Genomic DNA, 26,636 nt, shown 5'->3' on the forward strand with positions numbered 1-26,636 from the left:
ATGCTGGGGTGCAGCCTGTTTTCACGTTAGCAAAGTTACTGAAATATATCGTTCTGCCGACTGTTTATAGCTTTTTTTTCATTCTTTTCCCTATTGTAGGGTTCATTCTTTTCCGTTCTGTCGATGAGATATGCCTTTTCGTAGATTCTATTTGTTGTTCTTGTTATGCTTCCCTAACTTTGATGTCAGTTCGGAGAACTGCTGATGATGAGTGAAGAAGGAAGAGAACCATTCCGTTATAGAAGAGACTCTCTCTAAATAGCGTTTTTTCATGTATTATTGACTTGAACCGTTTTTACCCGGGAGGGTAGAAACGGTTTTTTGCGCATCTGACCGGGCTTTCTTGTCTCTTGCATAGGCTTCCGTTGTGTGTTACATAGGCTTCTGTTGTGTTTTGCACGGTGGTTTGTCTTGAGAAGCCTTTGGGTTTATCATGTGCGCACGGCTGTGGTACGCCTTTTCCACAGTCGTGAAGAAGACGTGCCACAGCTGTGAAGAATATGCTTCACAGCCGTGGTTTTTCATCAATATATAGGGGTTGACAGAACAGACATAAGGGAATGACAGAACAAACATGAGGGGATAACGGAATGGACATAAGCACTCGACGCATTCCGTATCAGGGTATGAATAGCGGAATGCGTCGGGTGCTTATGGGGGAATGATATGATATTTTTTTATGCCTTTACATACTTCCTTTTGGCTATCAGCACTGCCACGATGATACCTATCACCAGCAGTGCCAGTGCTCCGTAGGCGATGCCTTCCGTCACGTGCAGGCTGGTGGGGTCAAAGCGCATTTCGATGGTGTGCTGTCCGGCAGGAACATGCATTGTGCGCAGGATATAGTCGGCGCGTGCCAGTTCGGCAGGCTGTCCGTCGATGGTTACGTGCCAGCCGTCCGGATAATAGATTTCGGAGAATACGGCAATACCGTCTTGGGCATTGTTCGTTTCGTACGTCAGGCGGTTAGGTGCGTAACTTGTCAGGCGGATGCTGGAGAGGCTGTCTTTATAACTTTCCGTGGTACCTTTCAGTACATCCTTGAAGCGGGCATCCACTACGGCTGTCTCTGTGGGTATGATGCTGTCCAGGGCGTCAATCTCTTCGTTGGCGTTGTTCACATACTGCACCTTGTTTACAAACCATGCATTGCCGTAGGCGTGCGGGTTGAGGATGGGAACGGTTTGTCTTTGCTGTCCTGCAGGGAAGATGAAGTATTTGGTGTTCAGCATGTTCAGTACGCGGAACTTATTGGCATCCACGCTGTCCATCTCACCTCCGGCGGTGGCAATGGCCTTGTAGGCCGCCTGCATTTCGGGAGAGATGTGATGCTCTATCATTTCCTGGTAGCGGCGCAGCTTGGCCGGGTGATAACCGCCGACGCTTTTGTGCCAGTAGGAGGTGTTGTTGTCATCGAAGGTGCTGGTGGCAAAGTTCAATACACGATAGTCCAAGCTGGTATCTTGCAGTATCAGCTCGTCTGTATTCGTCTTGGTGAAGGTTTCCGTACGGATGGAGTGGGGCACGAACTGGGCATCATTCAGATAGCGCTTGTTGACCCCCCACATATCTGCCAGGCAGAGTATGGTGATACCTGCAATGGTCAGCGAGCTGCGCAGCTTGCCGCTTGCATAGAGCCAGAGCAGGCTGCAGCCGATGCCTATGATGATGAAGCTACGCAGGGCGTCGCTGCTGACGAGTTCGGCACGCATCTCTTCCAAGTTGGCAAGGATGCCGGAGAGTTCGTTGGCGGGTATCATCTGCTGGTTGACGGCATTCTGCAGCATCTGTGCTTCTTGGGCGGGCACGTAGCCGGAGCCGATGCTGCCCGGGGCAACGGCAAGCAGCAGGGCGATGCCTGCAGTGAGCAGCAGGCTGATGCCGAGGGGCTTCTTTTCCTGTTTTAAGATTTCCGGCTCTTCGAGCAGGCGTTTCAGGGCAAAGATAGCTAGCAAAGGTATCGTGAACTCTGCTATGACAAGGATGGAGGACACGGCGCGGAACTTGTTGTACAACGGGACGTAATCGATGAAGAAATCCGTCAGCGGCATGAAGTTCTTGCCCCAGGACAAGACGATGGAGAAGAAGGTGGCTCCTATCAATGCCCACTTCAACGGTCCTTTTACGATGAAGCATCCCAGTACGAACAGAAACAAGACGAATGCTCCGACGTAGACGGGACCCGACGTCATGGGCTGGGTACCGAAATATTGTGTCAGTGAGCCGTACAGACTGCTGTACATCGGGTTTGCCTTGCTCATGGCAGTTTCACTCTGGCTGAGGGCGGCAGATGCTCCGCCTTTGAAGTTGGGCACCAGCAGAGTCAGTGTTTCGTCGATGCCGTAGCTCCACTGGGTGATGTAGTCGCGGTCCAGCCCGCTACTGGTCTGCTTGGCAGCGTCGCCGGTCTGCACCAGTTCGCTCTTGCCGCGCATGGTTTCTTTGCTGTAAGCATAGGTGTGATAGAGGTTGGATACGTTGGCGGCTATGCCGACGAGGGCTGCTACAATCAGTACGGCACTTGCCTTGAAGAACTGGGGCAATGTCTTGGTACGCCATGCTTTCTCGAAGTAGGCTCCCACAAAGAAAAGGATGACGAAGAAGAAGTAATAGGACATCTGCACGTGGTTCGAGGTGATTTGCAGGGCCACGAACAAGGCGGTGAGGATGCCTCCCCACAGCAGTTTCCCACGATAGGCGAGCACAATGCCTGCTATGGTGGGCGGCACGTAGGCAAGGGTGATGAACTTCCAGATGTGTCCGGCAGATATCAGGATGAAGAAATAGGACGAGAATGCCCACATGATACCGCCCAGTCCGGCCAGCCAGACCGGTATGCCGAAGACGCGCAGCAGGATGTAGAAGCCGAGCATCAGCATGAATGTGAGGCACACATAGTCGGGCAGGAAGAGTTGGTAGGCTTTCTGTACCCACTGCAGTGACTTGGTGGAGTCATACGAAGGGGCTATCTGATACATGGGCATACCGCCGAACAGCGAGTTTGTCCAACGGCTGCGTTCGCCCGTCTGTTCGTAATACTCCTTGACTTCTTGTCCTGCCCCTGCTCCTGCAGCCGTGTCGTGCTGAAAGAGAATACGGTTTTCTATATCCGCCGGGAAGAAGTAGGCGAAGGAAAGGAGGACGAATGCCAAGATGGCAATAAGGTCGGGAAGAAGCTTCTTCATGAGTTATAAGTTATGAGTTATCAATTAATCAATTGTGGGGCAAAGATAGTGCAAACCGAATACAGAACTTTCATGCTTGCGTGAAAAAGTTTTGTTGAGGTGCAGCCTATCTTCGCTTTTGTGGCAAAGATACATAAATGCAGATTGTTATTGTCACGTTATCGGCAGAATGTTGTACCTTTGCCTTTCCAAAAAAAGATTAAAGTGCTTTAATGGTAATATGCAAGCTTAAATTATTATAGATATGACAATAGGGATAATCAGTGCAATGGACAGCGAACACCGCCGGTTGGTGGAGCGCTTGCAGGATAAGAATACGTCGGGCGATGGTAGTTTCCGCTATGTGGAAGGTACATTGGGCGGTAACCATGTAATCTTGACGCAATGCGGCATCGGTAAGGTGAGTGCAGCGGTAGGAGCTTCGGAACTGATACGGCGCTTTTCTCCGGACTGCATCGTCAGCACCGGTGTGGCGGGCGGCATTGATGCTTGCCTGAAGGTGACGGATGTAGTGGCAAGCCAACGTCTGGTGTATCACGACGTCTGGTGCGGCGACGGTAACGAGTACGGACAAGTGCAAGGTTTTCCCGCCTCTTACGAGGGATGTTCCTCTCTGTTGAAACATGCCTTGTCGCTGAACGAAGCCGGAATGGAAAGCCGCATCCACAGCGGACTTGTCTGTACCGGCGACCAGTTCATCACCAACCGTACGGAGCTGGATACCATCAAGCAACGTTTCCCCGACGGTCTTGCCGTTGATATGGAGTCTGCCGCCATTGCGCAGACTTGCTATCTGTACAATGTTCCTTTTCTCAGCTTCCGCATCATCAGCGACACACCCGGAGTAGAGGACCATGCTTCGCAGTATGCCGATTTCTGGGGAACCATGGCAGAGCGTTCGTTCCTCACGATATGGACCTTCCTCTCCACCCTTCCCAGCAATTTATAACTCATAACTTATAACTCATAACTCATGAAGAAGATTCCCAGTTTTACAATTGACCACATCCGCTTGTTGCGCGGTATTTACGTATCCCGCCAGGATGAAGTGAACGGAGAAACAGTCACTACTTTCGACATCCGTATGAAAGAGCCCAACCGTGAGCCTGCCTTGGGACAAGGTGCTCTGCATACTATCGAACATCTTGCCGCCACCTACCTGCGTAATGACCCGCAGTGGCAGGACAAGATTATCTATTGGGGCCCCATGGGCTGCCTCACCGGCAATTATCTGCTGATGAAAGGCGACTTGAAACCACAGGACATACTGGCACTGATGCAGGATACCTTCCGTTTTGTTGCCGAGTATGAAGGTGAAGTTCCCGGTGCCGCTCCGCAAGATTGCGGCAACTACCTGCTCCACGACCTGCCAATGGCTAAGTGGGAGTCTGCCAAATACCTGCATGAGGTATTGGAACAGATGAAAGAGGAGAATATGAAGTATCCGGAAAAAGAAGAAAAATAAGGGGGTTAGCGATTAGGGATTAAGGATGGGTTTATGCCTATATTAAAGTCTATGCGGCCCCAAATAATCCCTAATCGCTAACCCCTTATCTCTTATCCTTTATTATCACACAATCTCAATCCCCTGCTCCTTGCAAAGCTGTAATCCCAGGTCTTTCAGCTTGAATTTCTGTATCTTGCCACTTCCCGTCATGGGGAATTCTTTGATGAAGAAGATATACTTGGGTATCTTGTAGCGGGATATTTTGCCGATGCAGAAGTCTCGTACATCCGATTCGTGCATATCCACTCCTTCGTGCAGGATGATGAAAGCGCCTACGGCTTCACCGTACTTCTTAGAGGGAATACCGGCTACCTGCACGTCTTTTACGCCTTCCAGTTGATAGAGGAACTCTTCTATCTCGCGGGGATAGATATTCTCACCACCGCGGATAATCATGTCCTTGATGCGTCCTGTGATGCGGTAATTGCCGTCCTCGTCCTTCACTCCAAGGTCTCCCGAGTGCAGGAAACCGTTCTCGTCAATGACTTCGGCCGTGGCTTCCGGGTTTTTGTAGTAACCCTTCATGGTGTTGTATCCGCGGTTGCACATTTCACCTTGTACGCCTACGGGACACTCTTCTCCGGTTTCGGGGTCGATAACCTTTACTTCCGTATGTTCAAAGTCGTGTCCTACAGTGTTGCAACGTACGTCGAATGGGTCATCTATCCGGGTGGCGGTCATTCCGGGAGCAGCTTCGGTCAGCCCGTAAACGCTGGTTACCTTCATGTACATTTTCTCTTCCACCTGCTTCATCAGCTCTACCGGGCAGAGGGAACCTGCCATGATACCCGTACGGAGGCTGGACATGTCGAACATGTCGAACATCGGATGGTTCAGTTCGGCAATGAACATGGTGGGTACGCCGTAAAGTGCCGTGCAGCGCTCCTTGTGGATAGAGGCGAGCACTACCAGTGGGTTGAAGCGTTCCACCATTACTTCCGTACAGCCGTGTGTCAGGCAGTTCATGGTGGCAAGTACCACGCCAAAGCAGTGGAACAATGGTACGCAGACGCAGAGCTTGTCATCGGCGGTAAACTTCATGTGCTCACCGGTAAGGAAACCGTTGTTGGCAATGTTGTAGTGGGTAAGCATGACGCCTTTCGGGAATCCCGTAGTGCCGGAGGTGTATTGCATGTTCACTACATCGTGGCAAGTGACCTGACTTTTGAGCTCATTCAGGCGGCTGTCTTCTATATTGTCGCCCAAGAGAAGTATTTCGGCCGTGTTGTACATGCCCCGGTGCTTCTCCTGCCCCACGTAGATGACGTTTTTCATATAAGGGAAACGTTCGCTTTTCAAGTGTCCGCGTTGGCAAGTCTTCAGTTCCGGAAGCATGGTATAGGTCATTTGCACAAAGTCACTGTCCTTTTCGCCATTGACGATGCAGAGGGTATGCATGTCGGAGTTCTGGCAGAGATATTCCAGCTCGGACTGTTTGTAGTTGGTGTTTACCGTTACGTAGACGGCACCTATCTTGGCGCAAGCGTATAATAGAGTCAGCCAGTCGGGTACATTGGCTGCCCAGATACCTACGTGTGTTCCCCGTTCCACGCCGATGGCGATAAGTCCTTTGGCCATGTCGTCCACCCGGCGGTTGAACTGGCTCCAGGTGAAGCGCAGGTTGCGGTCAGAGTAAACGATATATTCTTTGTCTGGTGTTGTTTCGGCCCAATGTTCCAACCATTGGCCGAGGGTACGTTCGTATAACATGATGTGGAAGTTGAAAGTGGAAAGTTGAAAGGTGAAAATAGAAAGTATTTATCATTTTCCATTTTCACCTTTTAATTTTCCATTAATTTAAATTGGTGTATAAACTACTGCAAGTATCTTGGCTGCCTGCCCTTCATAGGCGTGTACGTGGTGCGGAACGATGGAATCGTAATAGATGCTGTCACCTTCTTCGAGCAGGTAGGTATTTTTGCCGTAACTGATTTCCATGGTCCCTTCCATCACCATGATGAATTCTTCGCCTTCGTGTGAGGAGAGTACAAAGTCACTGTCGTCCGTAGCGGCCACATCAATGATAAACGGCTCCATATGGCGGTCGGCTTTGGATTTGGAGAGTGAATGATACTCCATATGCTTGCGGCTGTGGATGGCATTGTTGGAGAAGCTGATACTGTTCTGCGACTCGTCCTTACGGCAGACCACGGGACCGTTCTCATCCTGGTCGTCAAGAAAAGTTCCCAAACGTACACCCAGCACACGAGCTATCTTGATGAGGGGAGCCAGTGACGGGAGGTCGATGTTGTTTTCTATACGTTCAATCTGTTCGATAGCAAGTCCCGAACGCTGTGCCAGTTCTTCCATACTGATGGATTGGCTTTCACGGAGTGATTTTATTTTTTCTCCTACGATTTTGCTGGTATCCATAATGATAGTATTTTCTGTCTAAAGGTTATAATTTATAGCTGTTAAACCGCAAAAATAAGAGAAACTTTTACTTGATGCAACATTCTGAGGGAAAATATTGCTGAAATATCTCCGGTGGTCGGCTTATTTGTATAATATTCTTCTGTTCTGTTTCTCTTTCTTCCCCAAAGTTCTGTTTATAGCCGCTTCAAGTCTTGTTCCGATACGTGCTTTCCTTTGTACGCTTTGCCTGCTGCATTGAAACGATAGCTTAGGTTCAGGGAGAAGCTGCGCGAGTCCGGGTTTGCCTTTTTCGTATAGGTCAGCCGGGGACCGAACAGCATGAAGGAGCCATACCGGGAATTCCACAGGTCATTGGCTTGCAGTCCGAGCGTCAGCCTTTTGTTGAAGAATGTTTTGCGGATGCCAGCGTCTATGCCCCAATAGGAACGTTGCAGCATGGCGCCGAAGTTGCCTTCGCTCTGGTAGTCGGCATCAAGGGAGAGAGTCCACTCGTCCGGAAGCTGGAGACTGTTTTGCAGAAAGAGGTAAATGCTGCCGCGGTTCATATTCTTGCTACTGCCTTGATTGGTGACTTTGAAGAACGGTTGGGCGAAGTAAATGCCGAGCTCCGGTTTCCAGATGCCGACGGTGGGTGACAGATGGGCAGAGGCGGTGAGATACTGCATCCGTTTGAAATTTCCGGTAGTGAAGATGACAACATCCGGATTGTCCTCGTATTCTTTGGTCATGAAGGCAATGGCATTGCGGCGGTATTGGTAGTTAAGTCCGAATTGTACCCACTTGTAAAGGGCCGTGAACAGCAGGTCGTGGTTGGTTTCGGGGGTGAGTAGCGGGTTTCCGCCTTCGTAGATGAAACGGTTGTTATAACTCAGTGTGCTACGTAGCTGGAAGAAGCTGGGGCGGTTGCTTTTGGCTGTATAGCTGAGATTGGCTTGGGCTTTGCCGAGAGGAAAGTCTACCGATAGGTTGGGGCACCAGTCATTGTAAGTACGACTTTGACCGGACACGTACTTTTCCTGCTCCCAATAGTCGGAGACGGCATGCTCGAAGCGCAGTCCTGCAAGAAGGCTGATTTTTCCTAATGTCAGTGAGTATTCGGCAAAGACGGCGGACTTGCTTTCGTCGATTCGACTGTCTGTATCGGGAAGTATGTGCTGCCGGTTCAGGAAATTGTCATTTCGCCGGATGAAGGTGTAATCGGCACCGGTCTTCAGTTCACCTTTCCAAAGGGGATGGGTCAGAATCAACTTGGCGGCATAAAGGCGGTTGTCGGCGTGGTTGAAAGAGCTGATGTCGCGATTGCCTTCGGTCTGGCTTTCTTCTTGAGCCTCCTGGTGATTATAACTTTTGCCGTATACCAGGTCGGTGTTGAAGTTTATGTGGAGTTGCTTTATGCTGCCCTGATAGTAGGCATTCAGCTGGTGCCGGTTGGTTTGCTGCAAGTTTTGGGAGGAATGTATGGTGTGATCGGCCAATTCTTCATTTGCCCGGACGGTATATGCCGAATGGTCACTGCTGTGATAATCGGGGGTACGATGAAACTCATAGGAGGCACCGAGGCTGTGTTGGGGGTTGAAGTCGTAACTGGCGCTTGCTTTTCCTCCGGCAAGTAGTCTCTTATTATATAAGTGAACCCGGTTATTTACATCCCATTGTATTTCGGACGGTATCTGGTAGCGAACCTCCTGGTGGCGTTTTCTGTTTTCATAATTGGTGTACAGCATGCCCAGCAGGGACAGTCCTTTCTTCTGATAATTCAGATTGACTTGTCCGTAATGGCTGTTGCGTCTCCGTTGGGTGATTCCTGCACGGAAATTACCGCCAAAACTGTCTCTTTTGTTACGTACGGTGCGTATGCGTACAACGGCTTTAACGGTAGCATCGTACTCTGCACCCGGGTTGGTGATGAGCTCCACTTTTTCAATATCGGCGGCAGAGAGGCGTTGCAGCTCGGAGTTGTCTTGCAGAAGGCGGTTGTCTATATAGATGACCGGTGTCCCTTTGCCAAAAACGGTATACCCCTCATCAGAGGAGCGTAGTCCGGGGATATGTTTCAATACGTCGTTGGCATCATTCAAGGATACGAGCAGGGTTTGCCGTACGCTTGTCTCCAACTTTCCGCCCTTTAGTCGGAAAACGGGACAGGCGGCGGTGATGACGGTTTCCGCAAGTAGCACGGCATCGGTTTGCAATATCCAGTTGTGGGTACTCCCGGTGGGGCAAGGCTGGCAAAGGGTTTTGTAACCGATGGAAGAAATTTGTAGTAGATAGTTTCCGGGAGCGGGAGGGAGAAGTTCAAAACTACCGTCGCTTCGGCTACACGTTCCTTGTATGAAGGTGGAATCTTCGGAAAGGAGGGCGATGTTGGCAAACTCTATCGGTTGCTTTTCCTCTGTGAGAATTTTACCTTGGATGGAGGGTGTTGCCGGGCTGGTTTGTGCTTTTGTTGTCGTGACGCTCATTAGGAGCAGGGCAAGAATACATATTATCTGTTTCATGTTCCGGTTGTTGTTTGATTTCGGGACACGAAGGTATCCGCTTTCTGCCGGGATGGAAGAAACAAAAAGCGGATAGTTGTCTGACATTTGCCTGACAATAGACTGACAATACTTTCTTTTGTCCTTTTAAAGGGGGAAGATGATTACTTTTCTGTATCCATCTCTCCGGTGAACGAGATGGACTGTTTGTTCATGGGTTGCACATGGATACTGGTAGAACCATCGGGAAAGATGGTGAGGCGGTACTCATAATTGTCTTCATCACTACGGGTCTTGAAGTCTATTTGGATTTTGCCTTTTTTGAGTGCTCTAGTTGTGTATGCGGTGATGGATGCATTGAAATTCAGGCTCTTGCCTCCTCCATACGGAGCATTGTAGGCCACTCCAAAGTAAGGCAGGTAAGAGAAAACGGAGTCGTTTCTGATTTCCAGTGTGTAGTTGGTGGTCAGGTTACGGCTACCGCCTCTCATCGGTTGCATCCGATCTACGTTGATTTTGTATTGTTTAGCAGCAATAGCTTCTTTTACAGCACGTTCAGTGCGCGCTTTCTTTTCGTTACGGTTTTGGGCGGTTGTCGGCATTGCGACAGTCAGGCAGATTAGCCCTAATAGGATAAGTTTGTTAGTCTTCATGATTCTATAATGTTTAGGTTTTTATTTCCAGTCCGTAGGCGCGGCCACGATCTGTTGTTATTCTGAGGTTGCTGTTGTCCTCGACAATGGGCTTCAGACGCCGTATCAATGTGTAAAGCGTTTCGTCTGCATTGTCTTTTCCCGGCCATAGCGATTGGCAGATGTCGGATTTGAAAAGTAGGTGTGAGGAAGAAAGGTAGAACATCTCCATCAGTGTGTACTGCATGGGGGTGAGTTTTAGCTTTTCCTGCTGTTCGTTATAGAAGCAGGCTTCCTGGAGGGAAAGCGAAAGGTTGCCGAAGGTAATGAAGTTTTCTTGTTGCTGCCCGTTACTGGCATTAGTCTTTGTGCGCCGACGGAAATAGAAAAAGGTGAATCCTCCCCACAGCAGGGCGGCCAATAGCAATGTTGCCGGAATTGTCTGCTTGGATAAGCTGAACAGCATGGTAGCTGAGCAACGGGCATATCCCCGGAAGGAAAGTGTCAGTCCAGATGCATCGGCTGTGGTGGAGAGCCATACCAATGTGTCGCTGGCAAGACATCCGGCAGGAATCTCATTGAATACGGTGGCGGGAGAGTTCTTTTTCAGTATATGCAGCGAAAGGGTAGAGACATCTTTCAATCCGGTGATGGACAATGCTTCGGTAAAGGCTCTGTGGGAACCGTTTACAGAAACGGGGGCACCTATCACTTCTTGTAGTTTGGCATAAGTCTGGATTGTGTCCGCATTCAACCATAATCCCTTGTTCTGCAATACTGTGCGTTGCAGTGCCTGGTTCAGGTCAGAGACCACACGTTGTTCTGCCTGCGAATAGCTGCGATAACCGAAGCCGAATGATAGCAGTATCAATAGAAAAGTGATTGCTATCGAAAGATTTGCTGCTGATACTTTTCTTTTCATGGATACAAAATTAGGTATAAATCGGATTATGAACAAAAAAGGAAGTTTCCTTTTGGAAAACTTCCTTTTTTAATGGTTTTGCCGCAAGTAGATTACTTACGCAAGCCGAGTTCTTTGACGATAGCACGATATCTGGTGATGTCGCGGTCCTTCAGATAAGTCAGCAACGCACGGCGTTTACCTACCAACATAGTCAAAGCTCTTTCTGTACTATAATCCTTTCTGTTGAGCTTAAGGTGCTCAGTCAGACGAGCAATACGGTAGGAAAACAAAGCTATCTGAGCCTCAGCTGAGCCAGTATCAGTGTTAGACTTTCCGTATTTGCCGAAGATTTCTTGCTTTTTAGCAGCGTCTAAATACATAATGTTTAATTAAAAGTTATTATAAATTATTCCCTTTCGGGGCTGCAAAGATAGGGATAAACTTTTATATCACAATGATATTCAGCAAAAAAATCATATCTATACTGCATATCTAATCCAAAATCACTAACTTTGTCGCCTGAAAATAATAGGTATTATATGCAAAAGATTAGAAACATTGCAATTATTGCCCATGTGGACCATGGGAAAACGACGCTCGTTGACAAGATGCTTTTGGCCGGAAACCTTTTCCGCAGCAACCAGAGCACAGGTGAATTAATGTTGGATAACAATGACCTGGAGCGTGAACGAGGTATAACGATTCTCTCAAAGAACGTTTCTATCAACTACAAAGACACCAAGATTAACATTATTGATACTCCGGGACACAGTGACTTCGGAGGTGAAGTGGAGCGTGTATTGAATATGGCGGATGGATGCATTCTGCTTGTGGATGCTTTCGAAGGTCCTATGCCGCAGACACGGTTTGTATTGCAGAAAGCTCTGCAGATTGGTCTGAAACCTATCGTTGTTGTGAATAAGGTGGATAAGCCAAATTGCCGTCCCGAAGAAGTGTACGAGATGGTGTTCGACTTGATGTTCAGCCTGAATGCAACCGAGGACCAGCTGGATTTCCCCGTTATCTACGGTTCTGCCAAGAATAATTGGATGAGTACCGACTGGCAGCAGCCGACTGATAACATTTATCCGCTTCTGGACTGTATCTTGGAGAATATTCCTGCCCCCGAACAGTTGGAGGGTACACCGCAAATGCTGGTTACTTCGCTGGATTATTCTTCGTATACCGGGCGTATTGCTGTGGGCCGCGTACACCGTGGCATATTGAAAGAAGGCATGAATGTGTCTTTGGCAAAGCGTGACGGGAGTATCGTGAAATCAAAAATCAAGGAATTGCATACATTCGAAGGTATGGGCCGTGTAAAGGTGCAGGAAGTGTCTTCCGGTGACATCTGTGCGTTGGTAGGTATCGAAGGATTCGAAATCGGAGATACGGTCTGCGATTACGAAAATCCGGAAGCGTTGCCGCCTATTGCCATTGATGAACCTACGATGAGTATGCTCTTCACCATTAATGACTCTCCGTTCTTCGGTAAGGAAGGTAAGTTTGTTACTTCCCGCCACATCCACGACCGTTTGATGAAGGAGTTGGATAAGAATCTTGCACTTCGCGTGCGCAAGAGCGAGGAAGACGGCAAGTGGATTGTTTCCGGCCGTGGCGTGCTTCATCTTTCCGTACTGATTGAGACCATGCGTCGTGAAGGGTATGAGTTGCAGGTAGGGCAACCGCAGGTAATCTTCAAGGAGATTGACGGCGTGAAATGCGAACCTATTGAAGAGCTTACCATCAATGTTCCCGAAGAATATGCCAGCAAGATGATTGATATGGTGACCCGTCGTAAAGGTGAAATGGTGAAGATGGAAAGTGCCGGCGAACGTGTAAATCTTGAGTTCGACATGCCGTCGCGCGGTATCATCGGTCTGCGTACCAATGTGTTGACCGCTTCTGCCGGCGAGGCTATCATGGCACACCGTTTTAAGGAATATCAACCGTATAAGGGTGAGATTGAACGGCGTACCAACGGTTCTATGATTGCCATGGAGTCCGGTACGGCTTTTGCCTATGCCATTGACAAGTTGCAGGACCGCGGCAAATTCTTCATTTTCCCGCAGGAAGAGGTTTATGCAGGCCAGGTAGTGGGCGAGCATTCCCATGACAACGACTTGGTGATTAATGTAACGAAGTCCAAGAAGCTTACCAATATGCGTGCCAGTGGTTCGGATGACAAGGCACGTCTGATTCCTCCCGTACAGTTCTCTCTTGAGGAGGCACTGGAGTACATCAAGGAGGATGAATATGTGGAAGTTACTCCTAAATCAATGCGTATGCGTAAGGTTATCCTCGATGAGCTTGAGCGTAAACGCGCAAACAAGAACTGATAAACAGAAGAGTTTTAGTTGTTATATATGAAAGGAGTGCCCCGCCGAAAGGTGAGGCACTCCTTTTTATTGTCGTCATTCAAACGAAAGTCAATCGATGAATTTTACCTTTGCCGCATTACGGGGTTTGGCAGTGGGCGTTTCGTCCGGATAGCCGAAAGCGATACAGTAAAGTAGCTGATAGCCTTCCGGAATATCCAGTTTCTTCAGGTATTCGGCAGCAGCCGGAGTAGAGGTCATGAAGCGCGTGGGACCGCCCAAGCAGCAAGAACCGATTCCCATGGACCAGGCTGATAGAATCATATTCTCACCCAGCAGTCCGCAGTCAATCTGCGAAAGGTCATAAGACGGGTCATTGGCAATAAATACTACTGTAGAAGCGTTGCGAAACATGTTCTTGAATTTCGGGTCTTCGGCGGCTTTGGGATTTTCCTTCTTGTAGATTTCCGTGATGCCGTTGATGAAATCCGGGTTATCCACTACACGCACTTCCCACGATTGCTTGTTCTGTCCGTTGGGTGCATTGATACCGCAATCCAGGATAATCTGCATGGTGTCGCGATTCACGGCTTGCGGTTTGTACTGGCGGATGCTGCGGCGTGACATGATGGTTTCAATCACCGCATTCTCTTTGCTTTCATTTGCATTGGCAACTTGGGTCTCTTTCTGGACCTGGGCACCGCAACTGCAGAGCAGTAACAAACTTGCGCCTGCCAACATCAATCTGATACTTTTCATATTGCTTTATTTGAATAATGGTTTCTGCAAAACTACTAAAACTTTCGGATTATCAATGAGATAGAGATATTAAAAAAGAAAAAAGGCATCTCCCGGAGGAGATACCTTTTCCATATGTTTCTAACTTTATTGTCAGATTAGAGCTTCGGACCAGCAGCAACCAAAGCCTTACCAGCTTCGTTGCCAGTGAACTTAGCGAAGTTCTTGATGAAGCGACCAGCCAGGTCTTTTGCTTTTTCTTCCCATTGGCAAGCGCATTCGTAAGTATCGCGAGGATCAAGAATCTTCGGATCTACATTAGGCAATTCAGTAGGAACCACGAAGTCGAAGAAAGGAATAACCTTCGTCGGAGCCTTGTCGATAGAACCGTCGAGGATAGCGTCGATGATACCACGAGTATCTTTGATAGAGATACGTTTGCCGCTACCGTTCCAACCAGTGTTAACCAAGTATGCCTTAGCACCAACCTTGTTCATCTTCTTAACCAATTCTTCTGCATATTTAGTAGGATGCAAGCTCAAGAAAGCAGCACCGAAGCAAGCAGAGAATGTCGGAGTCGGTTCAGTGATGCCACGTTCTGTACCAGCCAACTTAGCAGTAAAGCCAGACAAGAAGTAGTACTGAGCTTGTTCAGGGTTCAGGATAGATACCGGAGGTAATACACCGAATGCGTCGGCAGACAAGAAAATTACCTGGTGAGCGTGAGGACCCTTGGAAACCGGCTTAACGATGTTATTGATGTGGTAGATAGGATAAGAAACACGAGTGTTTTCAGTTACGCTCTTGTCAGCGAAGTCAATCTTACCGTCAGCAGCTACTGTAACATTCTCCAACAGAGCGTCACGCTTGATGGCAGCGTAGATATCGGGTTCGCTTTCTTTATCCAGGTTGATAACCTTAGCATAGCAACCACCTTCGTAGTTGAATACACCTTCGTCATCCCATCCGTGTTCGTCGTCACCGATCAACAGACGTTTCGGGTCAGTTGACAAGGTAGTCTTACCAGTACCGGACAGACCGAAGAAGATAGCAGAGTCAGTACCTTCCATGTTAGTGTTGGCAGAGCAGTGCATAGAAGCGATACCACGCAACGGGTTCTTGTAGTTCATGATAGAGAACATACCCTTCTTCATTTCACCGCCGTACCAAGTGTTCAAGATAACCTGTTCGTTGGTCTTCAAGTTGAATACAGTAGCTGTTTCAGAGTTCAGACCCAGTTCCTTGTAGTTGTCAACTTTTGCCTTAGAAGCGTTGAATGATACGAAATCGGGTTCTCCGTAGTTAGCCAGTTCTTCAGCAGTCGGGCGGATGAACATGTTAGTTACGAAGTGAGCCTGCCATGCCACTTCCATGATGAAACGTACTTTCATACGAGTAGCGGGGTTGGCACCACAGAAGGTATCAACAACAAACAGACGCTTGCCGCTCAGCTGCTTAACAGCTTTAGCTTTCAAGTCAGCCCAAGCTTCTTCAGAGCAAGGTTTGTTGTCGTTTTTGTATTCTTCAGAAGTCCACCATACAGAATCCTTGCTGGCTTCATTCATTACGAAGAATTTATCTTTAGGAGAACGACCGGTATAGATACCTGTCATTACATTTACAGCACCCAGTTCAGTTACCTGACCTTTTTCAAAACCTTCCAAACCTGGTTTGGTTTCTTCTGCGAACAGTACATCGTAAGACGGGTTGTGGATAATTTCCTTCACGTCTTGGATACCGTACTTGCTTAAATCTAAATTTGCCATTTCTTTTAATGATTTAAAATGTTGGTATTTGGTTTATAATCTCTTTCCTTAATCTCTTTTTACCTTTGATTTACAAGGAAAAACGGGTGTAGAAAAGCTCTTTTTTTCCTGCTTTTCAGCAGGTCCCTTGTTTTTCGCCTACAAAAGTAATACTTTCTTTTTAAAGAAAAGCTCTATTAGAGAAATTTTTCTCTAATAGGAAATCTTTTATAAAACCATAACAATATCTGCTAACTGAATGTTGCAAATTGGGTGAAATTCGTTTACTTTGCACATCAAAACATTCTATAATTATGAAGGTTATCAACTTTGCCGAGACAAATTCTGTCTTGAACCAATACGTGGCGGAAATTCGTGATGTAGCAGTCCAGGGCGACCGTATGCGCTTCCGCCGTAATATTGAACGCATTGGAGAGATAATGGCGTATGAAATGAGTAAGGAACTGACGTATTCTGTCAAGCAGGTACAGACTCCCTTGGGGGTGGCGTCGGTCAGCACACCCGATGACGAGGTGGTGATTGCCACTGTTTTCCGTGCCGGATTGCCTTTGCATACTGGATTCTTGAATATGTTCGACCATGCCGGGAACGCTTTTGTTTCCGCTTACCGTTATTATAAGGATAAGGAATGCCGTACGGTGGATGTACACATCGAATACATCGCTACTCCGGATTTGTCCAAGAAGACATTATTGATTGTAGACCCGATGCTTGCCACGGGAGAAAGTATGGAATTGGCCTGGAAGGCCTTCGTCACCAAGGGGATGCCGGCCAAGTTGCAGATAGCTTGTGTCATAGCCAGCCAGCAGGGCGTAGAGCATCTGGAAAAGCTGTTCCCTGGAGATGAAGTGACCTTGTGGTGTGCAGCAATCGACCCGGAGATGAACGAGCATTCCTATATCGTTCCCGGGCTGGGAGATGCCGGAGATTTGGCGTTCGGTGACAAGATATAAGGTTCATATATCTTTTCCATCAGCCTTTTCCCAAGTGCGGGCCTATAATGACCCGGTTCATAATAATTGTGGATGTCTTCCGTGTATTCGTTGATACCGGTGAAATCAAATACATTCCGTTTTCCGAAGAAGCGCTTCAGTGTCTTTACGTCGGCAGGGTTTATGTTGACTTGCAGGTAGTCGGGACTGATAATGATTTTTACATCGGTATCATGTTTCCGGCAAATCCACTTTATTTCCTGCAACAGATTGATTTGCTTTTCCCTGAGCACTTGGGGGGCTTCCCGGTATTTCCCGTCTCTATAATTCTTCATTTTCTCTTTGGTGAATTCTCCTTTCCGGTTTTCCCAGTACTTATCTCCCTCTTCCTTTATCATTTTCTCTCTGGGATTTAACACGTCATTGGTTACCGGGTTTCGGGTGGAGCCATAGGGGTTTATAACCCCTTTCATGTAAGGGCGATAGGTATGGAACAGCTTGTAGTCCAGATAGGGGAAGAGAAAGTTCGGGTAGAAGAAGGCTTGGCAGAATTCCTTCTGAAACTTGAAGCTGCTTATTCCCGATATGGCGGGTGGCAGAATGTTGGAATGTCCGGTCAGGCAACGGTCGTTGTGCAATGATTCCTTGTCGATAATCAGCAGCAGGTTCTTGATTGTTGCACCTGCCTTGTCCAGTGCCTTCAGCTTCAGGCAGACGGCGGCAAGGCTTTCGGCATTTCCGAATAGCCGTACGGCTCTTCCGCCGTGGAGGTATTTCTCCCATTCATGGCATTGATAAGCCATAGTGCAGGAGTTTCCCATGATATAGGAGTCGATGGGGATGGTATCCCGGTTGTTCAGATACATCTGCCACCCCACGTGCCCTTCGTTTAGTACAACCGGGGTTTGGTCGTATCGTTCATAGTTCTTCAGGACCATGAAAGGGTCGTCCAGGAAATAGACTGCCAGTAGGGCTATAAAAGGGATAAAAAGGATAAAGAGCTTTTTCATGAAACGTATGGCTGCGTTCCGTTCGCTGTTTTTCTTCATCATGTGTCTTTATTGTCAAAATTGTAAATATATGAAGCTGTCCGAGTTGAACTGTCCCAGTGTGAAAAGTATTATGGCGAGCAGATAATAGATACTCCATCTTACGGCTGCCGGCTGTCGTCCGAGGGCTTCTAGCAAATCATGCTTGGACATGAAATATTCGTAAACCAATATCAGTACGAGTGCGCTTCCTGCCACAATGCTGTTGTGGTCCGGCATTCCGATGTTCATTTCCTTCCAACTGTAATGTACGCCGAAGGAGAGGTGGCTGATGTAGTGGAACGCTTCGGCCATAGAACTTGCCCGGAAGAATATCAGAGATACGGCAAAAAGTAGGTAGGTCCTTACGACGGATAATGTGGCATATAAGCGGCTTCCCAATTGGGCTTTCAGTCTGCGGTGAAATGCTGTGGTCTTCATCTCGTAGAAGATGATGACACCTTGAATTAGTCCGTAGACAGCGAAGTTCCATCCGGCACCATGCCAGATACCCAGTCCCGTGAAGGTCAGCGCCAGACTTAGAAATACGCCCCATTGTCCCCATCCACGCAGGTTCGAGGACAACGGGAGGTACAGATAGTCGCGTACCCAGAATGAAAGCGACATGTGCCATCGGCGCCAGAAGTCGGCAGTGGTCTGTGCAATGAACGGCCGGTTGAAGTTTGGGCTGAGCTTGAATCCCAGCATGCGCGCTCCTCCCAATGCGATGTCGGTATATCCGGAGAAGTCGGCATACAGCTCTATCGGATATAGGAGGCATGCCATCAGCAATTGCACGCCCGAGGCTGTGTATACCGACCCGAAGACACCGTCTATGTATGGGGCGATGGAGTCGGCCAGTATCAGTTTCTTTATTAGTCCCACGACAATCAGTCTCATTCCGTAGACCATGGATGTATAGTCCGTGGCTTTGCAGGACTTCAGTTGGGGGAGCATGTCACTTGCTCTTTCTATGGGACCGGAAAGGAACTTCATGAAGAAGAGCATGTATATCATGAAGTCGGGCAGGCTCTTTTCCGGTTCTTCTTCTTGCCAGTAGATTTCTGTCAGGTACGAAATGGCCTGGAAAGTATAGAAAGAGATTCCCAGTGGAAAGAGAATGTGGCAGTTTGTAAGCCGGTCAGCATACCGGAATGCCAACCAGCTTACAACCAGAAAACACACACCTGAAAAATAAATTCCCTTCATGCCGCTTTCCCGCTTGGCCTGTCCTATCCATTTGCCAAGGTAGAAGGTGGTAAGCGTGAGGATGAGGGCCGTTATCAGAAAAGCGAGGTGGTAGAAGCCTATGAAGAGGCAGCTGGCTGTCAGTAAGGTCGCTTTTCTGAATCGTGAAGGAAGCGTATGGTATAGAATGAAAGTACACGCAAACAGTACGACGAAGTTCAGGGATATGAATGACATTTCCTAGTTGGTTTTGGTTAAAATGGCATGGCAGATGTCTCCCACGTTTTTGAGTTTTACAATATCTCTGAAGGTGAAGCGTACATTGAATTTCTTCTCTATCTTGTTTATCAGTTGCATGTTGGTCAGTGAATCCCATCCTTCCACATCCTGGGCGGTGGTCTCATTGTCAAGTACAATGTTCTCTCTTTTCAGTACCTCCCGAAAGATGAGGCTCATTTCATTCAAAATAGTCTGTGTATCCATTGTCAAGTTTAAATTAGTTCTTGTATTTTCTTTCTGTCTGTTTTGCTACTGGTGTTCAGCGGAAACTGTTCCAGGCAATGCATATGCTTGGGAATCATGTAGTAGGGAAGCCTGCTATACAGATATTCCTCCATCTGCTGTTTGTCGAGCTGTTTCTTCTCTACGACGAGATGTAGTTCGCACTGATTGCCGTTGTCGTATTTGGGAATGACGACTACACGGCATTCACCGTTGAAAAAGTTTTTTGCCACATGTTCAATCTCGCTCAGCTCGATGCGAAATCCTTGTATCTTTATCTGTGAGTCTTTTCGTCCGCAATAGATGATGTCACCGTCGGCATCCATCCGGCAGAGGTCTCCCGTCTTGTAGTATACTTTTCCATTGGCGGTCTCTACGAGGCATTCCCCGTTTTTTTCGGGAGCATTCCAGTATCCACCCATCACTTGATTGCCGCTAATCCATAGTTCGCCGGTTTCTCCGGTAGGCAGCGGGCGACCGTCGTTATCCATAATTAGGGCATCGATGCCTTCGAAAGGCCTTCCGATAGCGGTCATGCCGTTGTGATGCTTGCAGGAGGTGACGGGTATCCGGTAGGCAGTGCAGTAGATGGTTCCCTCTGTCGGTCCGTATAGGTTTATGAAAGAGGCATTGGGGACACATTTTCTGAAAGCATCCAACAGCTCCGCGTCAGAAGCCTCGGCAGTAACCACTAGATATCTAAGTGCGGGGAGGTGTATCTCCGGAAAATAGGGACGTAGCAGCTGGAGCAGTGAAGGGGCCACGGCAGCGAAGGTCAGGTCGTATTTTTCCAGAGTTTCAATTACGTTGATGTATTTCACGCCTTCCGGAGAAACGGTGTATATGCAAGCACCCAGCGTCAGCGGATATAGAAAGGATACGATGGAAACGTCAAAAGTGAGTTCGAACATCTGCAGCATCCGGTCGTTCTCGTCCAGTTGCCAGCCGAGGCGGTGGTAGGCGGTATAGAAAGCATTCAGGTTACGGCGGGAGATGGGTACTCCTTTGGGTTCGCCCGTGCTTCCGGAGGTAAAGATGATGTAGGCATTTTCCTCTTCTGCCGTATGGAGGATGTCTTCTGCGGCATGGAACGTGGCGGAGTTCTCTGCCTGCTCTATTTCGGAGGTACATATCAGTTCCAGATTCCGGGTGTCGAGGTTCAAGACATGGATATTCTCGGTATGCAGCACGAGGCGAATGCCTGCCGAGTCGGCAATTCTGTCGTTCCTATGTTTGGGGTAGGAAGGATGCAGGATGACGTATGTCTTTCCGCAAATCAGTGCAGATAGTATGGATGCGTATGTTTCCAGTCTGTTTTCTGCGACGATGCCGATAATTTTGTCTTCTCTGTCCTTGAATAGGGAGGATATTTTCTGTACGCAAGTTGCCAGCTCTCCATAAGTGCAGGCCGTGTCTTCGATGACGAATGCCGGTCGGTCGGCATATTTGCCGAAGGCTTTCATGATGTCGCCAATCAAGTCATTTGGATACTTTTTCATTTAGTCCGTTATGTTATAGTTCAGTTTTTGCGGAAGCGATGTTTGTCCGTCGTTCATTAAAGACAGTGGTTTCCCGCAATCTCCCTACCGGGAAATCCTTAAGATTTCTAAAAAAGGAGGGATACTGTTCGGAATAAAAGAAACAGAGGGGGCAAATACATACTCACCACAGGATAACACGGATTAACACTGCTAAAAGCTCTTTATTATCAGAACTCCTAAGGCAATCTGTGTTAATCCGTGTTATTCTGTGGTGAGTATGATATACTCTTCGGGCAAAATGGGTTTGCGAACAAAGTCCTTATTTTGCCCAGAACAGTTTGTGGTAGTAAGTGTCTTCGGCTGACACCTCTTTATAGTAGGGATTGTAGTTGACTTCCGTATTCGGGTATCTCCAGCGGTTCGGCACATTTGTGATGGTACCGGCCACTTCGGGGAAGGCCAGGCCGGACGGATAGCCGGTACGTCGGATATCACTCCATGCCTCACGACTGGCTAGGAAACCGAAATGCAGCCACTTTTGGGTAATGATAGCATCCAGCTTGTCTGCATATTCCGTGCTGTTCCATTTGGCAGCAGCGAAAGAGGCTGTTTCTTCGGCAGTGGGGGCATTATACCGGCGTGCGTTTTCACCCGTACTTACCGAGTCGTAATAGTAGTAAAGCGTGATGGACTGGCTGACAGCCTTTTTGAACTCTTCTTCCGCTTTTGCTTCATTCTTTGCCACTCCATACCCCATTTCATAGGATTCCGCTTTCAGGAAATGGATTTCGGGTGAGGCCATTATCAGCATGTCGAATTTATCGTTTTCCCAAAAGAAACCTTTCTGCGTGATTTGTGAGAAACCGGTGTTGCTGGTATTGACTTCGTCTTGTGCCTGCGAGTTGTAATATTCCGTCAGCTCATCTGCCACGGTAAGGTCTGTGCCCAGATAACGGTGTTCGTCCAATTGACCGGTGTTTTGGTTGGTAATCTTCACGGGATTGAAGTTGAGCAGGATGCGCGGGTCGTCTTCTCCTTTCACATAAACGCCGCTCAGTGGGTCATTGCTGGTCATATCATAGTTGCCATGGCCCAGCATGCGGTCGATGATGGCGCCCGAAGCAAGTCGGTTAGTTACCCAGTCACCCAGTCCGTGGCCTGCGGTGAAGTTCAGTTGCCCAGACTTCTGGTTGACAATGAGAATGTTGTTTTCTTGTTCCTCTATCAACGGATAGGCTGACGGATTTTCCAGGATTTCCTTGATGGCGGTACGGCCTTCCGCCTGCAAGTCTCCTTGCGCGGCTACGCGCATGGCAAGGCGCAGTCGCAAGGAGTTTGCATAGCGTTCCCATTTGTCCATGTCCCCGTTGTTGATAAAGTCTTGTGTATTGAAGTTCCTCGGTGTGGGGATGGAACGGAACCGTGGAGCAATTTCTTTGAGCTCATCAAGAATGGTTTTATAAATATCCTCGGCCTTGTCATAATGAGCATACGATTTACCTACATCGTTGGTAAGCGGCAGCGTACAAGCTTCCGAGAAAGGCATATCCCCGAAAACGTCCACTGTGGCGGCAAAGAAATCGTACAACTGTACTTTGGCGGCAAGATAGAATGCCTCGTCCTGGGCTTGTTCTGCCGCGCTTTCTTCCTCGTAGAGAGATTCCAGCTTACGGAACTGGGCCAGTGCCGAATACACATTGTCCCACTGTCCGTCAATAGCGGGTATATAGCCGGGGGTATACATATCCGTAGTGTTGGAGTAGCCGAAGGTTTGTGCATACTTGCCCGTAAACTGTGAATCGAATCCGAAGAACCGGTTGTATTCGTAAACATCATAGTCCTTTACTTTTTGGAAGACTCCTACCATCAGATTACTGATGGTGACTTGGGTTACTTTGGAGGGGTCTTCGTATTTGCTGTCGAAGTCATAATCCGTACAGCCTGATGTTGTCAGGAGGAATGCTCCCAATGAAACAAGAGATAATATCTTTGTCTTTTTCATACTCTTTTTTGTTTTTTGGATGGTTGTTTTGTCAGAAACTTGCACGAAGTGAAACACCGAAACTGCGGGTAGCTGTGGTAGAACTTCCCACGGTAGCCTGGTTGGCCCAGGATGTTCCGACGGACGACTCCGCATCGTAGTTTTTCAGTGCTTTGTAGAAGTAGAAGAGATTACGTCCGAAGACCGACACACTCAGCCGGCCCAGTCCCAGTTTGGAGATCATCTTTTCGGGAAATTGGTAGCCGATGGTCAATTCACGCAGTTTGACATAAGAATTGTCGAATACCGAATGGCGGTATGTCAGCTGTTCGGCCTCCGTTCCCCAATTATAGGTGGTGTTGTAGTAATAGCCTGCCGGAATGATACGTGTGTTTCTTTCGCCAGTGGAGGCCACTACACCCGGAAGAATGATGCCGTCGTGGTAGATTATCTCTCCGTTGGGGCCGACACCCGTGGAAGGGTCTACTTGTACCGGAATTCCGCTGGAACTGTTGTCGCCCGGATAGTAATAGGATAGTCCGCCGTGTTCCGTATCACGGTACTTCAGGGATTCGGGTGTCAGACCCACTGCGGTGGCATATTGGTTCATTTCGTTGATAACATCTCCTCCGATGCGGAAGTCGATACTGAAATCGAGGAATACATTCTTGTAGGAGAAAGAGTTGAATAGACCTCCTACGCCTGCCGGATTGATGTTGCCGACTTTCTGCAATTCGGTTTGGTTGAGGTAAAGACCTTTATCGGAAACGAGGTACTCACCGTTTTCGTTCACCTGGGGAACCTGCGCATAGATGTCACCCATTGGCTGGCCTTCCACAGCTTGTATTTTTATTCCACTACCTCCGGAGTTGAGTATTTCCAGATAGGGCACTCCATCGGCCAGTTTCACTACTTTGTTCTTATATACACCATAGTTGGCTGTCAGGTCCCAGCGGAAATCTCTGGTCAGTATGGGAGTGGCACTGATTGATATATCCCAGCCGTGGTTGGCTACCTCGCCCACATTCATCAACACATTCTTTACGCCTGATGTGGAAGGTTGCGGCGTGGAGAGTATCTGGTCCTTTACACGGTTGTTGTAGTAAGATACATCTATACCCAACCGGTTGTTTAAGAACTTGCTTTCCAGACCTATCTCGTATTCGTACTTCTTTTCCGGACGGATATCTGCATTCCCCCATGAAGAGGGAATGGTGTTCCAGGTGAATCCGTTGTCCGAACCTTGCTCGTAGACGATATTGGCGGTATAGGTTTCAGGAGCATTTCCTACGATACCGTATGAGAGGCGCAGTTTTCCATAGTTCCACCATGACGGCATGTGGAAGGCTTGGGTGAAGAGGAAACTCAGATTGGCGGAAGGATAGAAAAAACTTTGGTCTTTTAGGGTAGACGAGCGTTCCTGGCGTCCGGTCAGTTCAAGGAATAGATAGTTGTCCCATCCCAGGCTCAGTGTACCCATATAGCCGGTTTTCAGTAGTTCCATACGTTGCAGGGTACTGCTTGGCGTGTAGCGGCTGGCATTGAGGTCGAACCAGTTTTCCGTGACAAGCCCGCCATTGGTGGAGACCCTGATATTGTTCATATTTTCGTAGCGTCCGGTCCAGCCTACGGTGGCGGCAATGTCGAAGCGGTTGATATTATAGTTGAAGTTCAACATAACATCTCCATAGACAATGTCGTAACGGCGGTTGATGGACTGGAAGCTACCGTTGGGGTCGTATAGGGAATTGGGTTGTTCGCTTTCATATTTCAGTGTTTGCTTCACATCTGTGATATCAGTTGAAACCTGGGCGCGCAGACTCAGCCAGTTGGTTATCTGCCAGGTGGGGCGAATCATACCGATGAGCCGGTTCTCTGTCTCGTCGCTATGGTGATGGTACATATTCCACAGCATGTTGTTCACTCCGGTGGCGTAACTGGGGTCGTAGGCCCATGATTCCTCAGGAGTCAGCGTGGCGTTTCCTCCGACAAAGGTATTACGGTATCCCAGACTGGTGACGTAACTTTGTTTCAGATAGGGAATGTCCAGGAAGGTGGAGAACATGTTGCCGAAACCGCTGTATAGGTTGAGCGAGGTTTGCGGGCGGTCTTCTACATTCTGTACGATGTAGTTAAGGGAGTATTCCAGTTTCAGCGGTTTCGCCAGTTGATACGAACCGGTCAGCTTGAAGTTGTGTTTGGTGAAGCTTCCGGTCAGGGCATTGGGAATCTCGTCCATGAATGTGTAGGAGAAGCGGTTGCTGGTGGTTTCCGTCCCTTGTGAGATGGCGAGATTGTAAGTCTGGGTCCAGCCGGTGCGAAACAACTCTTTCCACGGGTTGTCGGTCAGTGCCTGGTAGGGGCGCATCTTCCCGTCCCAGTAAAGTACCTCGCTGCCGTCGTATTTCGGGCCGAAGGACAAGGTGGTGGAACGGAGGCTTTTGTAGCTTTGTCCGTTTAGGGTTCTCTGATAGAAGCCTCCCGTCTGTTTCTCATAATCGCTGTATGCGGTGTTGTAGGTTCCCGGCCCGTATACGGTCTGTACTTTTGGTAGATAAGCCGGTAAGTTTGCCATGACTTGGGCATTGAAGTCCACCGTCAGCTTGCCGCTTTTGGTGCGCTTGCTAGTGATGACTACCGCACCGTTTGCAGCCTCCGAGCCGTAGAGAGCTGTGGCGGAAGCTCCTTTCAGAATACTGAGGCTCTCGATGTCCTCTGGGTTGATGTCTACCAGACCATTGGAACGGATTTGTCCGTCGTTGCCAAATTCGGCGAAGTCCGTGCTTTTACCCGTGCCGCCGTTGCGGATGGGTACACCGTCCAGAATGATGAGTGGCTGGTTATTTCCAGTGATGGAAGTCAGTCCGCGTACGTTGATGGAGACAGCTCCGGCAGAACCGCCTTGTGTCTGTGTGATGCGGACTCCCGGTGCTTTACCGTACATGGCAGAGGCAAAGTTGGGTGCTCCTGCCTTTACCAATTCGTCTGCACTGATGGTACTGATGGCATAGCCGACACGTTTCGTGTCTTTTTTGATACCCATTGCCGTTACTACGACTTCTTTCAGTTGCTGGGTATCTTCGCTGAGTGTAATCTTCAGGTCGCCTTGCTTTTTTCGTTTTGCCAGGTTTATCTCCCGAGTAGCATAGCCCATGTAAGCGATAGAGAGTGTTGCATCTGCAGGAACGGTCAGTGTGAAGTTGCCGTCCACATCGGTAATGACGCCGTTGTTGGTGCCTTTCTGTATGACGCTGGCACCGATAAGCGGTTCTCCCGTTACATCTCTTACAATGCCTGTAATGGTTCGGTTCTCTTGTGCAAAGGCTGTTCCGGTGAAAAGAAATGTTAATAACCAACTTGCAATAATCAAACTTTTTTGGAAGTGCGACGCTGAATGTGGAATGTCACACCGTTTTCTCATCCTGATTTTCATACTACTGAAAAATAATTGATTTATCTTATTATAAATGTTACGTCCTTTCGGCAGATATTTTAGCAAGAGGTATGCCAAACGAAAGGCAGACTATCCTTTTAAGGATGAATAATGTTGATAATCAATTGCTTATTTTCTATCGGGAAAAAGGGAAGTTCGGGTGTTTGTGGTGTGGAGATGTGGAAA

At 48.3% G+C, this 26,636-nt stretch carries 19 protein-coding genes; 4 read left to right on the forward strand and 15 right to left on the reverse strand.

Translation table 11 applies throughout. The features are described from left to right. Positions 1-677: 677 nt before the first annotated feature. Complete coding sequence (locus DW096_RS11425; RefSeq protein ID WP_117963208.1) at positions 678-3,188, reverse strand: YfhO family protein; 2,511 nt, start codon at positions 3,186-3,188, stop codon at positions 678-680. Between the two features lie 244 nt (positions 3,189-3,432). Here DW096_RS11425 and DW096_RS11430 point away from each other — a divergent pair, with 244 nt between their 5' ends. Both DW096_RS11430 and DW096_RS11435 read left to right on the forward strand, forming a co-directional pair. Further along, on the forward strand, positions 3,433-4,137 hold the full coding sequence (locus DW096_RS11430) for a 5'-methylthioadenosine/adenosylhomocysteine nucleosidase (protein WP_005830756.1): 705 nt from the start codon (positions 3,433-3,435) through the stop codon (positions 4,135-4,137). Between the two features lie 24 nt (positions 4,138-4,161). After that, on the forward strand, positions 4,162-4,653 hold the full coding sequence (locus DW096_RS11435) for an S-ribosylhomocysteine lyase (RefSeq protein WP_008662549.1): 492 nt from the start codon (positions 4,162-4,164) through the stop codon (positions 4,651-4,653). Positions 4,654-4,758: 105 nt separating this feature from the next. On the opposite strand, the gene DW096_RS11440 is transcribed toward DW096_RS11435, so the two are convergent. The 6 genes from DW096_RS11440 to rpsO form a co-directional block, all read right to left on the reverse strand. After that, on the reverse strand, positions 4,759-6,405 hold the full coding sequence (locus tag DW096_RS11440; protein ID WP_009037622.1) for an AMP-binding protein: 1,647 nt from the start codon (positions 6,403-6,405) through the stop codon (positions 4,759-4,761). An 87-nt stretch (positions 6,406-6,492) separates the two neighbouring features. Continuing rightward, positions 6,493-7,068, reverse strand: a complete 576-nt coding sequence (locus DW096_RS11445) for a helix-turn-helix domain-containing protein (RefSeq protein ID WP_005830747.1) — start codon at positions 7,066-7,068, stop codon at positions 6,493-6,495. Positions 7,069-7,244: 176 nt separating this feature from the next. Continuing rightward, a complete protein-coding gene (locus DW096_RS11450; RefSeq protein WP_118931118.1) occupies positions 7,245-9,569 on the reverse strand; it encodes an outer membrane beta-barrel family protein in 2,325 nt (774 codons plus the stop codon). Between the two features lie 143 nt (positions 9,570-9,712). Beyond that, a complete protein-coding gene (locus tag DW096_RS11455; protein ID WP_117963210.1) occupies positions 9,713-10,201 on the reverse strand; it encodes a DUF4251 domain-containing protein in 489 nt (162 codons plus the stop codon). A 13-nt stretch (positions 10,202-10,214) separates the two neighbouring features. Then, entirely contained in the window at positions 10,215-11,102 is an 888-nt protein-coding gene (locus DW096_RS11460; protein WP_005830741.1) for a helix-turn-helix domain-containing protein, read from the reverse strand. 92 nt (positions 11,103-11,194) lie between these two features. Further along, positions 11,195-11,464, reverse strand: a complete 270-nt coding sequence (gene rpsO, locus DW096_RS11465) for a 30S ribosomal protein S15 (RefSeq protein ID WP_005830737.1) — start codon at positions 11,462-11,464, stop codon at positions 11,195-11,197. Positions 11,465-11,623: 159 nt separating this feature from the next. Here rpsO and typA point away from each other — a divergent pair, with 159 nt between their 5' ends. Further along, a complete protein-coding gene (gene typA / locus DW096_RS11470; protein ID WP_005830735.1) occupies positions 11,624-13,423 on the forward strand; it encodes a translational GTPase TypA in 1,800 nt (599 codons plus the stop codon). Between the two features lie 90 nt (positions 13,424-13,513). Here the strand turns inward: typA and DW096_RS11475 are convergent, their stop codons facing one another. Together DW096_RS11475 and pckA are read right to left on the reverse strand one after the other, a co-directional pair. Beyond that, on the reverse strand, positions 13,514-14,161 hold the full coding sequence (locus DW096_RS11475; RefSeq protein WP_022400767.1) for a nitroreductase: 648 nt from the start codon (positions 14,159-14,161) through the stop codon (positions 13,514-13,516). Between the two features lie 137 nt (positions 14,162-14,298). Then, positions 14,299-15,906: a phosphoenolpyruvate carboxykinase (ATP) gene (pckA, locus tag DW096_RS11480; protein WP_008662559.1), complete on the reverse strand. Its 1,608-nt coding sequence runs from the start codon at positions 15,904-15,906 to the stop codon at positions 14,299-14,301. A 293-nt stretch (positions 15,907-16,199) separates the two neighbouring features. Between pckA and upp the strand changes: the two genes are divergently transcribed. Then, positions 16,200-16,859, forward strand: a complete 660-nt coding sequence (gene upp / locus DW096_RS11485; protein WP_005830723.1) for a uracil phosphoribosyltransferase — start codon at positions 16,200-16,202, stop codon at positions 16,857-16,859. Here upp and DW096_RS11490 read toward each other — a convergent pair. From DW096_RS11490 to DW096_RS11515, 6 genes are all read right to left on the reverse strand, one after another. After that, complete coding sequence (locus tag DW096_RS11490; RefSeq protein WP_005830721.1) at positions 16,802-17,890, reverse strand: hypothetical protein; 1,089 nt, start codon at positions 17,888-17,890, stop codon at positions 16,802-16,804. The genes upp and DW096_RS11490 overlap by 58 nt on opposite strands. A gap of 12 nt (positions 17,891-17,902) precedes the next feature. After that, complete coding sequence (locus DW096_RS11495; RefSeq protein ID WP_008662563.1) at positions 17,903-19,291, reverse strand: MBOAT family protein; 1,389 nt, start codon at positions 19,289-19,291, stop codon at positions 17,903-17,905. A 3-nt stretch (positions 19,292-19,294) separates the two neighbouring features. Beyond that, positions 19,295-19,537, reverse strand: a complete 243-nt coding sequence (locus DW096_RS11500; RefSeq protein ID WP_005830717.1) for an acyl carrier protein — start codon at positions 19,535-19,537, stop codon at positions 19,295-19,297. A gap of 8 nt (positions 19,538-19,545) precedes the next feature. After that, positions 19,546-21,054 carry an amino acid adenylation domain-containing protein gene (locus DW096_RS11505; protein WP_008662567.1) on the reverse strand — a complete coding sequence of 503 codons (1,509 nt, stop codon included), beginning with the start codon at positions 21,052-21,054 and terminating at the stop codon, positions 19,546-19,548. A gap of 301 nt (positions 21,055-21,355) precedes the next feature. Further along, positions 21,356-23,038: a SusD/RagB family nutrient-binding outer membrane lipoprotein gene (locus tag DW096_RS11510; protein WP_008662569.1), complete on the reverse strand. Its 1,683-nt coding sequence runs from the start codon at positions 23,036-23,038 to the stop codon at positions 21,356-21,358. A 31-nt stretch (positions 23,039-23,069) separates the two neighbouring features. Then, positions 23,070-26,450, reverse strand: a complete 3,381-nt coding sequence (locus tag DW096_RS11515) for a SusC/RagA family TonB-linked outer membrane protein (protein WP_369904476.1) — start codon at positions 26,448-26,450, stop codon at positions 23,070-23,072. Positions 26,451-26,636 lie beyond the last annotated feature (186 nt).

It is taken from the genome of Bacteroides sp. AM07-18, assembly GCF_003602695.1.
GTDB lineage: Bacteria > Bacteroidota > Bacteroidia > Bacteroidales > Bacteroidaceae > Bacteroides > Bacteroides uniformis.

Excerpts from the sequence above, each read along its gene's own strand:
- DW096_RS11425 (WP_117963208.1), bottom strand. The coding sequence starts at position 3,188 with ATGAAGAAGCTTCTTCCCGACCTTATTGCCATCTTGGCATTCGTCCTC.
- DW096_RS11430 (WP_005830756.1), top strand. The coding sequence starts at position 3,433 with ATGACAATAGGGATAATCAGTGCAATGGACAGCGAACACCGCCGGTTG.
- DW096_RS11435 (WP_008662549.1), top strand. The coding sequence starts at position 4,162 with ATGAAGAAGATTCCCAGTTTTACAATTGACCACATCCGCTTGTTGCGC.
- DW096_RS11440 (WP_009037622.1), bottom strand. The coding sequence starts at position 6,405 with ATGTTATACGAACGTACCCTCGGCCAATGGTTGGAACATTGGGCCGAA.
- DW096_RS11445 (WP_005830747.1), bottom strand. The coding sequence starts at position 7,068 with ATGGATACCAGCAAAATCGTAGGAGAAAAAATAAAATCACTCCGTGAA.
- DW096_RS11450 (WP_118931118.1), bottom strand. The coding sequence starts at position 9,569 with ATGAAACAGATAATATGTATTCTTGCCCTGCTCCTAATGAGCGTCACG.
- DW096_RS11455 (WP_117963210.1), bottom strand. The coding sequence starts at position 10,201 with ATGAAGACTAACAAACTTATCCTATTAGGGCTAATCTGCCTGACTGTC.
- DW096_RS11460 (WP_005830741.1), bottom strand. The coding sequence starts at position 11,102 with ATGAAAAGAAAAGTATCAGCAGCAAATCTTTCGATAGCAATCACTTTT.
- rpsO (WP_005830737.1), bottom strand. The coding sequence starts at position 11,464 with ATGTATTTAGACGCTGCTAAAAAGCAAGAAATCTTCGGCAAATACGGA.
- typA (WP_005830735.1), top strand. The coding sequence starts at position 11,624 with ATGCAAAAGATTAGAAACATTGCAATTATTGCCCATGTGGACCATGGG.
- DW096_RS11475 (WP_022400767.1), bottom strand. The coding sequence starts at position 14,161 with ATGAAAAGTATCAGATTGATGTTGGCAGGCGCAAGTTTGTTACTGCTC.
- pckA (WP_008662559.1), bottom strand. The coding sequence starts at position 15,906 with ATGGCAAATTTAGATTTAAGCAAGTACGGTATCCAAGACGTGAAGGAA.
- upp (WP_005830723.1), top strand. The coding sequence starts at position 16,200 with ATGAAGGTTATCAACTTTGCCGAGACAAATTCTGTCTTGAACCAATAC.
- DW096_RS11490 (WP_005830721.1), bottom strand. The coding sequence starts at position 17,890 with ATGATGAAGAAAAACAGCGAACGGAACGCAGCCATACGTTTCATGAAA.
- DW096_RS11495 (WP_008662563.1), bottom strand. The coding sequence starts at position 19,291 with ATGTCATTCATATCCCTGAACTTCGTCGTACTGTTTGCGTGTACTTTC.
- DW096_RS11500 (WP_005830717.1), bottom strand. The coding sequence starts at position 19,537 with ATGGATACACAGACTATTTTGAATGAAATGAGCCTCATCTTTCGGGAG.
- DW096_RS11505 (WP_008662567.1), bottom strand. The coding sequence starts at position 21,054 with ATGAAAAAGTATCCAAATGACTTGATTGGCGACATCATGAAAGCCTTC.
- DW096_RS11510 (WP_008662569.1), bottom strand. The coding sequence starts at position 23,038 with ATGAAAAAGACAAAGATATTATCTCTTGTTTCATTGGGAGCATTCCTC.
- DW096_RS11515 (WP_369904476.1), bottom strand. The coding sequence starts at position 26,450 with ATGAAAATCAGGATGAGAAAACGGTGTGACATTCCACATTCAGCGTCG.